This is a genomic window from Aquisalimonas sp. APHAB1-3, assembly GCF_048323695.1.
Taxonomy (GTDB): Bacteria; Pseudomonadota; Gammaproteobacteria; order Nitrococcales; family Aquisalimonadaceae; genus Aquisalimonas.
On record NZ_JBLWFT010000006.1, the window covers coordinates 83,740 to 96,724 of the forward strand.

Annotated in this window: 11 protein-coding genes; 6 read left to right on the forward strand and 5 right to left on the reverse strand. The window is 65.0% G+C overall.

Going from position 1 to position 12,985, the window contains the following annotated elements:
* Positions 1-97 precede the first annotated feature (97 nt).
* Entirely contained in the window at positions 98-1,339 is a 1,242-nt protein-coding gene (locus ACNSTU_RS10910) for an HDOD domain-containing protein (RefSeq protein ID WP_290632383.1), read from the forward strand.
* A gap of 41 nt (positions 1,340-1,380) precedes the next feature.
* Here ACNSTU_RS10910 and ACNSTU_RS10915 read toward each other — a convergent pair whose 3' ends face one another.
* Entirely contained in the window at positions 1,381-3,111 is a 1,731-nt protein-coding gene (locus tag ACNSTU_RS10915) for an AMP-binding protein (protein ID WP_290637489.1), read from the reverse strand.
* A gap of 183 nt (positions 3,112-3,294) precedes the next feature.
* Here ACNSTU_RS10915 and pabB point away from each other — a divergent pair, with 183 nt between their 5' ends.
* Complete coding sequence (gene pabB, locus ACNSTU_RS10920; protein WP_290633968.1) at positions 3,295-4,656, forward strand: aminodeoxychorismate synthase component I; 1,362 nt, start codon at positions 3,295-3,297, stop codon at positions 4,654-4,656.
* Here pabB and ACNSTU_RS10925 read toward each other — a convergent pair.
* On the reverse strand, positions 4,653-5,471 hold the full coding sequence (locus ACNSTU_RS10925) for an HDOD domain-containing protein (RefSeq protein ID WP_290633966.1): 819 nt from the start codon (positions 5,469-5,471) through the stop codon (positions 4,653-4,655). The two genes, pabB and ACNSTU_RS10925, sit on opposite strands and share 4 nt — an antisense overlap.
* Positions 5,472-5,599: 128 nt before the next feature.
* Between ACNSTU_RS10925 and ACNSTU_RS10930 the strand changes: the two genes are divergently transcribed.
* The 3 genes from ACNSTU_RS10930 (at position 5,600) to phbB (ending at position 8,418) form a co-directional block, all read left to right on the forward strand.
* Positions 5,600-6,778: an acetyl-CoA C-acetyltransferase gene (locus ACNSTU_RS10930; protein ID WP_290633964.1), complete on the forward strand. Its 1,179-nt coding sequence runs from the start codon at positions 5,600-5,602 to the stop codon at positions 6,776-6,778.
* A gap of 60 nt (positions 6,779-6,838) precedes the next feature.
* On the forward strand, positions 6,839-7,378 hold the full coding sequence (gene phaR, locus ACNSTU_RS10935) for a polyhydroxyalkanoate synthesis repressor PhaR (protein ID WP_290633962.1): 540 nt from the start codon (positions 6,839-6,841) through the stop codon (positions 7,376-7,378).
* Between the two features lie 293 nt (positions 7,379-7,671).
* Positions 7,672-8,418 carry an acetoacetyl-CoA reductase gene (gene phbB, locus ACNSTU_RS10940; protein ID WP_290633960.1) on the forward strand — a complete coding sequence of 249 codons (747 nt, stop codon included), beginning with the start codon at positions 7,672-7,674 and terminating at the stop codon, positions 8,416-8,418.
* 519 nt (positions 8,419-8,937) lie between these two features.
* Here the strand turns inward: phbB and ACNSTU_RS10945 are convergent.
* Positions 8,938-10,389 carry a M48 family metalloprotease gene (locus tag ACNSTU_RS10945; protein WP_290633958.1) on the reverse strand — a complete coding sequence of 484 codons (1,452 nt, stop codon included), beginning with the start codon at positions 10,387-10,389 and terminating at the stop codon, positions 8,938-8,940.
* A 248-nt stretch (positions 10,390-10,637) separates the two neighbouring features.
* Between ACNSTU_RS10945 and ACNSTU_RS10950 the strand changes: the two genes are divergently transcribed.
* On the forward strand, positions 10,638-11,726 hold the full coding sequence (locus ACNSTU_RS10950) for an AI-2E family transporter (RefSeq protein WP_290633956.1): 1,089 nt from the start codon (positions 10,638-10,640) through the stop codon (positions 11,724-11,726).
* Positions 11,727-11,729: 3 nt separating this feature from the next.
* On the opposite strand, the gene ACNSTU_RS10955 is transcribed toward ACNSTU_RS10950, so the two are convergent.
* Positions 11,730-12,206: a peroxiredoxin gene (locus tag ACNSTU_RS10955; RefSeq protein ID WP_290633954.1), complete on the reverse strand. Its 477-nt coding sequence runs from the start codon at positions 12,204-12,206 to the stop codon at positions 11,730-11,732.
* A gap of 14 nt (positions 12,207-12,220) precedes the next feature.
* The gene (locus tag ACNSTU_RS10960) at positions 12,221-12,751 is read right to left on the reverse strand and encodes a glycine cleavage system protein R (RefSeq protein WP_290633952.1); all 531 of its coding nucleotides are present in this window, start codon (positions 12,749-12,751) and stop codon (positions 12,221-12,223) included.
* Between the last annotated feature and the right edge of the window lie 234 nt (positions 12,752-12,985).

Here is a 12,985-nt window from a genome sequence, read left to right on the forward strand (position 1 = left end):
CACATAAGGGCTGCCCTGGCTGTGAGCTGCGTCGCACTTGGCGGAGACCTCTCTGTGATAGCGTGCCCGGTACTCAAATCAACGATAACACGCGATCATGGATTCGATTCGTCAACACGTTCTGGAAGAGCTGGTTCCCCTGATCGAGCTGCCTGAACACGCCCTGCGCCAACTCGCGGAGGAAGCGGAGATCGAGGATCACATCGCGCGCAGCGTTATTTTCCGCAAGGGCGGCGATGACGGCTGGCTGCGGTATGTGCTCTCCGGTGCCGTGGTGCTGGTGGATGATCAGGGGCACCGCCGCACGTTTACCGGTACGGGTGACGCCGGTGTCTATCCGGAGCCCCTTGCCGGTTGCCGGCCCTACCCCCATCACGCCGTTGCCAGCACCGATGTGCGCCTGATCAGAGTCCCCCGGGAGCGGGTGGATGCCCTGCTCGACCTTGCCCGGCCTCCCGGCTACGCCGTGGACGAGCTGCAGCCCGACGCGGACGACCCGGGCGAGGGCCTGTTCTATCGTCTCATCGACGATCTCATGAGCGATCGCCTGGACCTCCCGAGCATGCCCAATATGGCCCTGCGGGTGCGCCAGGCCGTGGAACAGGACGACGCCTCCGCGAGCGAAGTGGCGAAGATCATCCAGGCCGATCCGGCGCTGGCGGCGCGACTGATCCAGATCGCCAACAGCCCGGCCTACGGCGGGCAGGGCACCGTCGATTCTCTCACGGTGGCCATCACCCGGCTCGGGCTCAAGGCGACGCGCGAGATGGTGCTGGCCGTGACCCTGCGCTCACTGTTCAGCTCCGAGCATCCGCTGATTCACCAGCGCATGACCGAATTGTGGATGCACAGCGCGCTGGTGGCGGCGATCTGTCAGGTCATGGCCAAGCGCCTGGACGGGTTCAACCCGCAGCGCGCGTTGCTGGCCGGCCTTGTTCACGATATCGGCATCATCCCGATGCTCGCCAACGCACACCGCTACCCGTCGCTGGTGGAGAACCCCGGGAAGCTGCAGGACACCGTGTCGGAGTATCGCGACCAGGTGGGTGCAATGATCCTGCGCCGCTGGAACTTCCCGGACGATATGGTGGACGTCCCTCTCGCCGCCGAGCAGTGGCACCGACGGGCCGTGGATGCGGATTACGCCGACCTGGTCCTGGTGGCGCAGCTGCGGGCGCTGGCGGGAGTGCCCGGCGATGACATTCCGGAACCTACCGACACATCAGCCTGGCGCCGGCTGCGTCGCGTCGGCAAGGATCTGGGGGAGGATGGCGACTCGATCCTCGCGGAGGCACGGGAGGAGATCGCCCAGGTGCAGCACCTGCTGCTGGTGCGGTGAGCGGCGACGCCCCGTTTGCGGCGGGGCGCCGCCAGTAGGCATCAGTCGCCGCTGCTCAAGGCCTCGTTGCGCAGGTCCTTGCGCAGGATCTTGCCCACGGCCGTTTTCGGCAGGTCGTCGGCGAAGTGGACCTCCTTCGGCACCTTGTAGCCGGTGAGGTTCCTGCGGGCGAACTCGATCACGTCCTCCGCCTTGAGCGACTTGTTGCGCGTAACCACATAGGCGCGGACGATTTCACCACCGGCTTCGTCGTTGGGAATGCCGATGACCGCAGCTTCGTCGATGTCCGGGTGCTCGCTCAGGACCTCCTCGACCTCGTTCGGGTAGACGTTGAAGCCGCTGACGTCGATCATGTCCTTCTTGCGGTCCACGATACGGAAGAAACCGCCATCTTCCATCCTGGCCATGTCTCCCGTGCGGAAGAAGCCGTCCTTGAGCACCGCGTCCGTCTCCTCGGGCTTGTTCCAGTAGCCCTGGAAGACCTGCGGGCCCTTGACCGCCAGCTCGCCCACTTCACCGGGCGGGACCGGGTTCCAGTCCTCGTCGATGATGCGCACGATGGTGTTCGGCACGGGCAGGCCAATGGTGCCCAGGCGGATTTCGCCACTGGGCTGGTTCACCGACACCACCGGGCTGGTCTCGGAAAGGCCGTAGCCCTCGACCGGCACGATACCGATGAGGTTCTTCCATTCTTCCGCCACCGATCCGTGCAGCGCGGTGCCGCCGGAGACGGTCTGCCGCAGCGGCGGCGGGTTGTTCTTGAACCAGTCCTCGTTCGCCAGGGCGTGGAACAGCACATTGACGCCGGCGAACTGCGTGATCCGGAACTTCTCGAACGCCTTGCGCAGGTTGCTCGGCGGCCGTGGCGAGGGGCACAGCACGTTGCGGCAGCCGTTGTAGTAGAAGCCCATGAGGTTATTGGTGAAGGCGAAGATGTGGTAGAGCGGCAGCGCCGTGAGCACGGTCTCCTCGCCCGGTGTGATCACCGGGGCGGAGACCGTCTGCGTCTGTGCCAGGTTCGCCAGCAGATTGCCGTGGGTGAGCATGGCGCCCTTGGCCGGGCCGGTGGTGCCGCCGGTGTACTGGAGCACGGCCAGGTCCTCCGGCGCGCGCTTCACGGGTTTCTCCAGCTTGCCCACGTGCGCCTTCCCCGCCGCCAGCGCCTGGCTGATCGGCGTGCTGGCCGCCGTGGGCTCGGGGATCATCTTCTTCAGCTTCATCACCGTGTTGATGAGCAGCCGGCGCGGCGCCGGGAAGAACTCGGCGGCCCCGGCCATGATCACGTGCCGCACGTCGGTGCCGTCGATGGCGTCCTTGACATTGTTGCCGAACAGGTTGAACACCAGCAGGGCCTTGGCGCCGCTGTCCTTGAGCTGGTGGTTGGTTTCCCGCGGGGTATACAGCGGGTTGACGTTCACCAGCACCAGACCGGCCTTGAAGATGCCGAATACCGCCACCGGGTAGGACAGGCAATTCGGCATCTGCACCGCGACCCGCTCGCCGGGCTCCAGGCCGAGCTCGTGGCGGAGGTACGCGGCGAACTGGTCGGAGTAGGTGTCGGTCTCGCGGAAGCTCAGGGAGCCGTGCAGGCCGTTGTCCAGGCAGGTGACAAAGGCGGTGCGGTCGCCGTTGTCGTCCGCAATGCGACGCGCCAGATCGGCGATGTTACGGTCCGGCAATGGGGTGATTTCCCTGTCCACACCTTTGCCGTAGGAGGCCAGCCAGGGCTGGTTGTCGTAGGCGGCCTTGGCGTCTTGCGTCGTCTCGTTCATGCTCTCCGTCCTCGCGTGTCTTGTTCTCGTACACAGGGTGCGCAACACGTCGCACCGTTCGTGCGCCAAGATACAGACCGGGCAGTCTTGTTGCCAGCCTGAAGCGGGGTTCAGCATGAAACATATTGGAGAACTGTACCAGGTGACAAGCGTCGACCGACCCGGTCGCGGGAGGCTTGTGCCGTGACCGGCACGCAGGTGGCGGAACTGCCCTATCCGGAGGATGCGGCGGACGCATTCGCGCGCCTGCGCCCGCTTGCCGGCGCCGCCTGGCTGGACAGCGGTGCGCCGCGTCATCAGGCGCGTTACGACATCATGGTCGCGCTGCCCGGGCGAGAGCTGTTGCGCCGGGAGGGTGTGTGCTGGCGTCGCGAGGGTGGCGACTGGATCCGCATCGAGGGCGACGTCTGGGCGCTGATCGCGGACATGCTCGGGCCGCGCCGGGAGGCGGTGCCCGGTGTGCCGTTTTCGGGTGGCGCCCTGGGGTGCTTCGGCTACGACCTGGGGCAGGCGGACGTGCTGGCGCCCCGGGATGATCGGCCGGGTGACGGTTTGCCGGAGCTTTGGCTCGGTTTCTATGACGCGGCACTGATCCTGGATCACGAGACGCGCCGCGCGTTGCTGGTGCAGCGCCCCGGTGGTGAGCGGGCCGCCACCGGCATCCGCGAGCGGTTGCTGCAGCCGACGGCTCCGACGCCGGCCCCGTTTCGGGCGGGTGCATTGCAGGAAGAGCCGGGGCGGGACGGGTACGGTCGTGCGTTCCGGGCCGTACGCCGTTATCTGCGCGACGGCGACTGTTACCAGGTCAATCTAGCGCGCGCGTTCCGCTGCGGTTTCAGGGGTGACCCCTTCGATGCCTACACGCGGCTGCGCCGCTGGTCGCCGGTGCCCCACGGTGCCTGGATGACGCTGCCCGGAGGGCAGAGCGTGCTGAGTCTTTCCCCGGAGCGGTTTCTTGCGGTGACGGATGATCGCGTGGAGACCCGGCCGATCAAGGGAACCCGGCCGCGTGACAGAGATGCGGCCCGGGATCGGGCGCTTGCGGAGGCGCTGGCCGGCAGCCCCAAGGACCGGGCTGAGAACGTCATGATCGTCGACCTGCTGCGCAACGATCTCGGCAAGGTGTGCCGCCCGGGCAGTGTGACCGTCAGTCAGTTGTTCGGGGTGGAGTCGTTCGCCAGCGTGCACCACATGGTGAGCGTCGTCGAGGGGCGGCTGACGCCCGGCACCATGGCGACGGACCTGCTGCGCGCGAGCTTTCCCGGTGGCTCCATCACCGGAGCGCCGAAAAAGCGGGCCATGGAGATCATTGCCGAACTGGAGCCGAGCCGCCGTGGCCTCTATTGTGGCGCCATCGGGTACATCGGCTACGACGGCACCATGGACACCAGCATCACCATCCGTACCGCCGTGTGCGCCGACGGCGTGATGACGTACCGGGCGGGCGGCGGCCTGGTCATGGATTCCGACGAGGCCGAGGAGTATCAGGAGACCCGGGACAAGGCCCACGCTTTCCTGAAACTGGCGGGTGAGGGCGGTGATTAGTCCGCGGCCAGCAGCCGCGCCATGGCCGTGGTTTCTTCCTGCTCCATGAGGCAGGCCCTGGCGACGGTGTCGAGCGTGGCCCCGCTGAGACCCCGATTGAGTAAAGCGGCGGGAATCTCCTCGAAATCGGTGCCGGCCCAGTCGGCGGCACAGCGCACCAGGCCGATCAGGCCGGGGTCGTCGTGAGCCGACGGGTTGCCGAAGCCCTCGACCACGGCGCACAGGGTGACCGGTAGCTCCCATTCCCTCAGCAGCATGGCGCCAGCCTCGTGATGGTCCACTTCCAGCTGCTCGCGGATCAGCGCCGCCATGCTGGTGTGGGAATCGCGCTTGCGGGCGCTGAAGACCGTGGTCATCTCCGTGGGAAAGCTGTGCGCCAGCAGGAGTATGCCGATGGAGTGAAGCAGACCGCCCAGCTGCGCGGGCGCCGGGTCCAGGCCGGAGGCACGGGCCAGGCGCCCGGAGGCGTTCGCGCTGGCGATCGCATGCAGCCAGTAGCGGGCGGCCCGAAAGCCCGGGCAGCGGCCGCTGTCGAACTGATTGCGCAGCAGTATGGACGTGGCCAGAACCCGCAGGCGGTTCATTCCGAGCCGCATGATCGCCTCATCCAGGCTGCGCACGTCCCCCTGGCTCATGAAGAACGCGCTGTTGGCCGTGGAGACGATGCGGGCGGCCAGTGCGGGGTCGCGCCCGAGTTTCGGGGCGAGCACGTTGATGTCCGTCTCCTCGGTGTTCACCTCCAGAAGGATGTCGTGGCTGACGTAGGGCAGCGACGGCAGTGATGCGCTGTCCAGCGCAGTCGATGTCTCTCGCATGGTTATCCCGCCATGTCTCGTGAACAAAAGTCCCGCTCCTGCGCGGGGATTATACTGTCATGACGACCAATCACCGAACTGTTCATGGACGTACAGACCATCGATGAAGCAGACCCTTGGAGGTTGTTATGGAAGAGGTAGTCATTGTTGCAGCAGGTCGTAGCGCAGTCGGCGGCTTCGGCGGCTCGCTTTCATCCTTGACGGCGGTGGAACTCGGCACGCAGGTGATTCGCGGAACGCTGGAAAGGGCCGGAGTTTCCCCGGAACAGGTGGACGAAGTCATTCTGGGCCAGGTGCTGACGGCCGCCGCCGGTCAGAACCCGGCACGCCAGTCCTCCATCCATGCCGGCATTCCCGACCGGGTACCGGCCATGACCATCAACAAGGTCTGTGGCAGCGGGTTGAAGGCCGTGGCCATGGCGACCCAGGCGATCCGGCTCGGTGATGCCGAGATCGTCATCGCTGGCGGGCAAGAGAACATGAGTCAGGCTCCGCACGCCCTGCCCAACTCCCGCAATGGGCAGCGCATGGGTGACTGGAAGCTGGACGACACCATGATCCGTGACGGGCTCTGGGATGCGTTCAACCAGTATCACATGGGTGTGACCGCCGAGAACCTGGCCACCAAGTACAGCATTTCCCGGGAAGAGCAGGACGCCTTCGCGGCCCAGTCGCAGCAGCGGGCCACCGCCGCCATGGAGGCCGGGCGCTTCCGGGACGAGATCATTCCCGTTCAGGTGCCCCAGCGCAAGGGCGACCCGGTGGTGGTGGATACTGACGAGCACCCGAAAGCCGGCACCACGGCCGAGAGCCTGTCGAAACTCCGTCCCGCGTTCAACAAGGAGGGCACGGTCACGGCGGGTAACGCCTCCGGGATCAATGACGGTGCCGCGGTGGTGCTGGTGATGTCTGCCAGCAAGGCGCAGGCCCTTGGCCTTGAGCCCATCGCCCGGGTCGAGGCGTACGCCAGTGCCGGGGTGGATCCGGCGGTCATGGGCTCGGGGCCGGTGCCGGCGACGCAGCGCTGCCTTGATCGCGCCGGCTGGAGCGTGTCCGACCTGGAACTGATCGAGGCCAACGAGGCGTTCGCCGCCCAGGCGCTGGCCGTCAGTCGCGAACTCCAGTGGGACATGGAACGCGTCAACGTCAACGGCGGTGCCATTGCGCTGGGCCATCCCATCGGTGCGTCCGGGTGCCGGGTGCTGGTAACCTTGCTGCACGAAATGAAGCGCCGCGATGCGCGCAAGGGCCTGGCGACACTGTGTATCGGTGGTGGCCAGGGGGTGGCACTTGCCGTGGCCCGCTGATTGGCCGACCATGGCCGCGGGGCGTGTTCCCCGCGGCCAAGCCCGAGGTTGATTCCGATAATGACTAACGACGACGTTCGCATCATCAAAAAGTATCCGAACCGGCGTCTTTATGACACGGCCATCAGCAGCTACATCACTCTGGCCGACGTCAAGAGGCTGGTGCTCGATGGGGTGGAGTTCCAGGTAGTCGACGCCAAGACCCGGGATGACCTGACCCGGACGATCCTGCTCCAGATCATCAGCGAAGAAGAAGAGGGTGGTGAGCCCATTTTCAGCAGCGAACTGCTGGCCCAGATCATTCGCTCCTACGGCGGCAACATGCAGAATCTCCTGACCAACTACCTGGAGAAGAGCATGGATATGTGGTCGGACCAGCAACGGGCGCTGCGTGAGCAGACGCGCGATTTCATGGAAGCGAATCCCATGACCATGCTGACCCAGATGGCGGAGCGGAATCTGGCCATGTGGCGGCGCATGAGCGGTATGGACAGTGGCAAGGACGACCCGGCCGGCGGCAGTGGTGATTCCTCTGATGAGTCGGCGGGGAGCAAAAGCCCGCGGTCGTCCGGCAAACAGGGGTCAGGTTCCCGCAACTGAGCTCGTCCCGTAACTCGGCTGGACCCCCGCCGGTGACTTCCGCTTCCCGGCGGGAAGCCCGCGCCATGCGGGCTTCTCCGACGTCTGTCTGGAATGTGACGCACTCCTCATGTTTAAAGTTGACAGGTGATCCACCTGTCTCTATTCTCGATTTAAACGCATGACGCATTGCACAACGGGGCGTTTCGCGGGAGCGTACCCTGTGTGCGTGTCGCGCAACGGCTGACTGCTCCCGGTCGGCCACAATCCCCTAACCGGCGAGGCCGGTCGAACGACTTCACAAGAGGCATCCCATGACGAATCGAGTAGCTCTGGTGACGGGCGGTAATGGTGGTATCGGCACTGAGGTGTGCAAGTATCTGGCGGCGCTCGGGTATCGCGTGGTCAGTACCTGCGTCAATGCCGAGAAGGAAAACATCCGCGGCTGGCAGGAAGATCTGCAGGCGGAGGGCCATGACGTTGCGTGGATCGAGTGCGATGTGTCCGATTATGATGCGTGCGGCGCCATGGCGGAGCAGATTCAGGCGGAGCACGGTAACGTGGATGTTCTGGTGAACCTGGCCGGGATCACGCGGGATGCCTTTATTCACAAGATGGGCAAGGGCGACTGGGACGCTGTGGTGAACGTCAATCTAAACAGCGCCTTCAACGTCACGCGTCATCTCATCGACGGCATGCGTGAGCGTGGCTTTGGCCGTGTGGTGAACATCTCGTCCGTGAACGGTCAGACGGGTCAGTTCGGCCAGACGAACTACTCCGCCGCCAAGGCTGGTCTGCACGGCTTCACCATGGCGCTTGCGAAGGAGGGCGCCCGAAAGGGTATCACGGCCAATACTGTATCCCCCGGCTACATCGATACGTCCATGACGGCCGCCATCCCGCAGGAGGTGCGCGACCAGATCATCGCCCAGGTGCCGGCAGGCCGCATGGGGCGCCCGGATGAGATCGCACGCGTGGTGGCTTTTCTGGCAGCCGATGACTCGGAGTACATCAACGGTGCGAATATTCCGGTCAACGGCGCGCTGTTCACCAGTTTCTGATGGCAAGGCTGCGCCGGGGCTCATGTCTCGGTGCAGCGACACCAGCCCGCCGTTTGCTTATTGGTAGGTAAGTTTCAGAGCCAGGGGTCAGAAGGTGTTGACAGACAGATTGGTCTTGGTTAAAATGCTGCACAGCAACATCGGGAGAGCAAAAAATTGGGAGCTCCCGAAAGATGCTCCCAGATCTGCGCTCTTCTTGTTCTGATTTAACGGGTTTTGTGGTTGTCAGGCCTCGCCAGCGAGACCGGAGCGCTTAACCAGCTGAATTACCCGGTTCTAGGACCGGTCTGCTTCTCCTCCAGGCGACTCCCAAGTCGCCTTTTCCGCCCCCTCGCTCGAGGGGGTTTTTTTTGTCCATAACCTGCTGAAGACTGATTCAGTCTTCTGGACTCGTTGGATCTCATTGTAGCGCGGCAGTGTTGTCTGGCAACCATTTTTGTTGGTGCGTCGCAACAGTGTGTCCGGATGGGAACAGGTTGTCCGCAGATCGTGCCGCCGGTCTGTGCTGTCGGCAAGACACTACCGGCGCTCTCGCTCCAGTTCCCGCTGGATGTCCTGGCGCCGGGACACGGCGCGGGAGCGGTCATTGATGTCCGCGTCGCTGGCGTTGGCCACCCGGTCGAGCTGATCCAGTGCCAGCGGGAGGTTGCCGCTGAGGTAGTAGTGCTCGCCCATGGCCAGCATGGCTTCATGGTCCAGCCCCGCGGCGCTGGCGGCTTCGGCGTGGAGCCGGTGCAGGTGGGCATCGCCCCCCTGGCGCTGAATCTGTCTCCGAACCAGTTGCCGGGCGTCCATCGGGCGGTCCAGCCGCAGCAGCGTGCGGGCGGTGTGCAGACTCAGGGTGTAGCTGCCCGGGAAGAGATCGAGCCCGAGCTCCAGGCTCTCCAGGGCCGATTCCAGATTGCCCTGTTCCGAATGAATCCGCGCCAGCGCCACCAGGTAGGCGGTGCGCTCGCTGTCCTCAGCCATCAGCGTCTCCAGCGCCTCCCTCGCTTCGTCGAGCTGATCGTCCTCGATCTTCGCGAGCGCCAGGCCGAACCGTGTGGCGAAACGGCCGTTATCGCTCTCGGCGCCGTTGTCCAGCTCGGCCTCGAAGTGGCGAATGGCGTCCCGGGGTTCGTTGGCCCGCTGCACCAGAAGCCGGGCCCGGATCAGGCCGTATGTGGGGCTCTCGTCCGGTGACCCGTTACTGTAACTGCGTGCCCGCGAGCGCGACTCCGCGATGCGGGATTCGGTGACCGGGTGGGTGCTCAGAAACTCGGGCGGGCGCTGCTGATGCCGGGTAGCCTCGGCCAGACGTTCGAAAAACCGGGGCATGCCTTCCGGGTCCAGGCCCGCATCCGCAAGAATGCGAATGCCGATGTTGTCGGCCTCGCGCTCGTGTGCGCGGCTGTAGTTCAGCTGCTCCTGGATGGATCCGGCCATGCCGCCGATGGCCGCCGCGCTGCCGAGGTCGGCATCCTGCGTCCCCATGAGAATGGCCGCGAGGATGATGCCGAGCGTCTGCAGGCCGCCGCCGCGGCTGTCGTCCAGCCGGCGCGCGATGTGCCGCTGGCTGACGTGCGCGATTTCGTGGGCCATGACCGCCGCCAGTTCGCTCTCCGACTGCGTCCGCTCGATCAGACCGCGATTGATGCCGATATACCCCCCGGGCATGGCAAAGGCGTTGATGGCGGGGCTGTCCACCACGAAGAACTCGTAGGCCATGTCCGGGGTGTTGGCGTGGGAGACGAGGCGCTGTCCCAGGTCCTGAATGTACTCCCGGAGCTCCGGATCGTCGGTCATGGGGACGCGCAATCGCACCTGCCGGATCAGCTGCTGGCCCATGCGCTGCTCCTCGGCCACCGACAGCGTCTGGCTCGCGGGGCTGCCCAGGTCGGGCAGGCGCAGTGGGTCGTCCGCCACGGCCATGGCGGTGGCAAAGGCCAGCAGAACGGCCAGCAGGAACGTCAGGACTCGGTGCAAGGGCACGCTCGGCTGCTCCGGGAAGCGGTGATGACCGGGACTCTCCACGTATTGTGACTCTTGGACCCTGGCGGGCCAAACCCGTTCACCAACTTCGCACCAGCGGCGGGACACGCTATGATGCCGACACAGGCGGTAACCAGCGCGTTTCCGGCCCGCCCCGAAACGTCGCCTACCGCGTCAAAATGAACCCGCACCGGGAAGGATCACGCTCCGCGAGGGGCAGGTTCCGGGCGGCGCCCCGGGAGGCGTAGATGGAGTTGATCCGGCAGTGGTTTCGCCGCCACTTCGACAATCCGCAGGTGCTTGGCCTGGCCGCCGTACTGCTGGCCGGGCTCGCTGCCATTGTCTTCTTTGGCAGCATGCTTGCACCTGTGATTGCCAGCCTGATCCTGGCCTATCTGCTGGAGGGGGTCGTGCGCAAGCTGGAGCAGTTCGGCGTGCCACGACTGCTCTCGGTAACGCTTGTTTTCGTGGTCTTCTTTGCGGGCCTGCTGCTCGTCTTCTTCGCGCTGCTGCCGGTGCTGGTGACCCAGATCACCCAGCTGGTGGACGAGCTGCCGAAGATTCTCAGCACCAGTCAGTCCCTGTTGATGCAGCTGCCGCAGCAGTATCCGCAGCTGTTCTCACAGCAGCAGATCTCCGATCTCATCTTCGTCATTCGCCGGGAGGCGCTGGACTGGGGGCAGGCCGTGCTGACCCGGTTCTCATTCCAGTCCGTGGTGGTGGTGATTACGCTGCTGGTTTATCTGGTGCTGCTGCCGTTCCTGGTGTTCTTCTTCCTCAAGGACAAGGAGGCGCTGGTCCAGTGGGTGGCGCGCTACATGCCCCGGGACCGGGATCTGCTGGTGACCGTGTGGCGGGACGTGGACGCGCAGATCGGCAATTACGTCCGCGGCAAGTTCGTCGAGATCCTGATCGTTTGGGTGGTGACCTACGTCACGTTCTCGCTGTTCGGTCTCAGTTTCGCCATGCTGCTGTCGCTGATGGTAGGGCTGTCCGTCATCATCCCCTACATTGGCGCCGCCGTGGTGACCGTGCCAGTGGGTCTGATCGCCTACTTCCAGTTTGGTTTCGGTCCGGAGTTCGCGTGGGTCATGGTTGCCTACGGCATCATCCAGGCCCTGGACGGCAACGTGCTGGTGCCCGTGCTCTTCTCCGAGGTGGTCAACCTCCACCCCGTGGCGATCATCGTGGCGATTCTGTTCTTCGGCGGGGTCTGGGGCTTCTGGGGGATCTTCTTCGCCATCCCTCTGGCGACGGTGATTCAGGCGGTGCTGAAAGCCTGGCCGACCGTCGAGCCGCCCGACCACTCCGAGGAGGGGCGGCTGCCGCCGGCCTGATTGTTACCCCTTCTCAAGGGCGTGTACCGCGTCCAAGACCTCCTGTGCGTGGCCAGGCACCTTGACGCCCCGCCATTCACGCCGCAGAACGCCGTCGCGGTCGATCAGGAATGTGCTGCGCTCGATGCCCACGGACGTGCGTCCGTACATGGTCTTCTCCTTGAGCACCCCGAACTGCTCGCAGAGCTGCTCGTCCTTGTCCGAGAGGAGCGGGAAGGTGAAGCCCTGCTTGTTGCGGAAGTTCTCCTGGGCCTTTACGCCGTCTCGGGACGCGCCAAGGATCTCCGCGCCCGCCTCTCGGAACGCCGCGTGGAGCTCCGTAAACGCAAGCCCTTCGTTGGTGCAGCCCGGTGTGCTCGCCTTGGGGTAGAAGTAGAGCACCAGGTGGTGGCCGAGATAATCACTCAACCGCACAGTCTCGCCGCCGGTCGCGGGGCGGCTGAAGTCGGCGACGGGTTTGCCGACGGTCACGCTGCTCATGCTGTGTCCTCCTGTCAGTGTTTAACTGGCTCGAACACGGCGTCCAGGTTCATCTGATCGCAGAAATCGAGGAATTCCTCCCGCATGACGGCGATCTGGGTGCTTCCCGGGATCTCCAGCAGCATGTTCACCGCAAACATGGGCGTTCCCGTGTGGGCCGCCGGATAGCGCGACGTGGTGAGGTCGCGGATGTTGATCCCGCGCGCGGAAAAGAACTGCGCTAGCTGGTGCACGATGCCGGGGTGGTCCATGGCGACCACTTCGACGGCATAGGGCAGCAGATCAGCGGCTCGGGTGCGGTCCTGGGTGCGCTTCCAGTGGATGTGCAGGTCCAGCTCCTCACCGATGCCCGGAAGCGCCGTCTCGAGCTTCGCCAGGGAATCCCACCGGCCGCCGACCATCTGGATGATGGCGAATTCCCCGCCCAGGACAGTCATGCGGCTGTCCACCACATTGCAACCCGCCTCCGAAACTGCGGCCGCCAGCCTGTTAATGATGCCGGGCCGGTCTTCGCCCAGCGCCGTTATGACCAGAAAGCTGTCCATCCATCCCCCTCGGTGGTGTGAGTCCGATATGCGGAACCTGTGCTGCTACCGTGTTGTCTCGCGTTCAGGAGTGTAGCGCACCGCCTTGTGGCATTGCTCCGCCAGCGCCCGCGAAAGTGTATCATGGCGGGGTCGCGGAGCCGCGTGGTTCGCGTCTTCGCGACAGGGTTCGTGAAGCGCTTCGCCGCCGGGCGTCACTTGTCTGTCCGGGCGGGCGGACGTAGTATGCAATGT

Bases quoted from the DNA above. Each gene is read 5' to 3' on its own strand.
- ACNSTU_RS10910 (WP_290632383.1), top strand. From the start codon at position 98: ATGGATTCGATTCGTCAACACGTTCTGGAAGAGCTGGTTCCCCTGATC.
- ACNSTU_RS10915 (WP_290637489.1), bottom strand. From the start codon at position 3,111: ATGAACGAGACGACGCAAGACGCCAAGGCCGCCTACGACAACCAGCCC.
- ACNSTU_RS10925 (WP_290633966.1), bottom strand. From the start codon at position 5,471: ATGCGAGAGACATCGACTGCGCTGGACAGCGCATCACTGCCGTCGCTG.
- ACNSTU_RS10930 (WP_290633964.1), top strand. From the start codon at position 5,600: ATGGAAGAGGTAGTCATTGTTGCAGCAGGTCGTAGCGCAGTCGGCGGC.
- phaR (WP_290633962.1), top strand. From the start codon at position 6,839: ATGACTAACGACGACGTTCGCATCATCAAAAAGTATCCGAACCGGCGT.
- phbB (WP_290633960.1), top strand. From the start codon at position 7,672: ATGACGAATCGAGTAGCTCTGGTGACGGGCGGTAATGGTGGTATCGGC.
- ACNSTU_RS10950 (WP_290633956.1), top strand. From the start codon at position 10,638: ATGGAGTTGATCCGGCAGTGGTTTCGCCGCCACTTCGACAATCCGCAG.
- ACNSTU_RS10955 (WP_290633954.1), bottom strand. From the start codon at position 12,206: ATGAGCAGCGTGACCGTCGGCAAACCCGTCGCCGACTTCAGCCGCCCC.
- ACNSTU_RS10960 (WP_290633952.1), bottom strand. From the start codon at position 12,751: ATGGACAGCTTTCTGGTCATAACGGCGCTGGGCGAAGACCGGCCCGGC.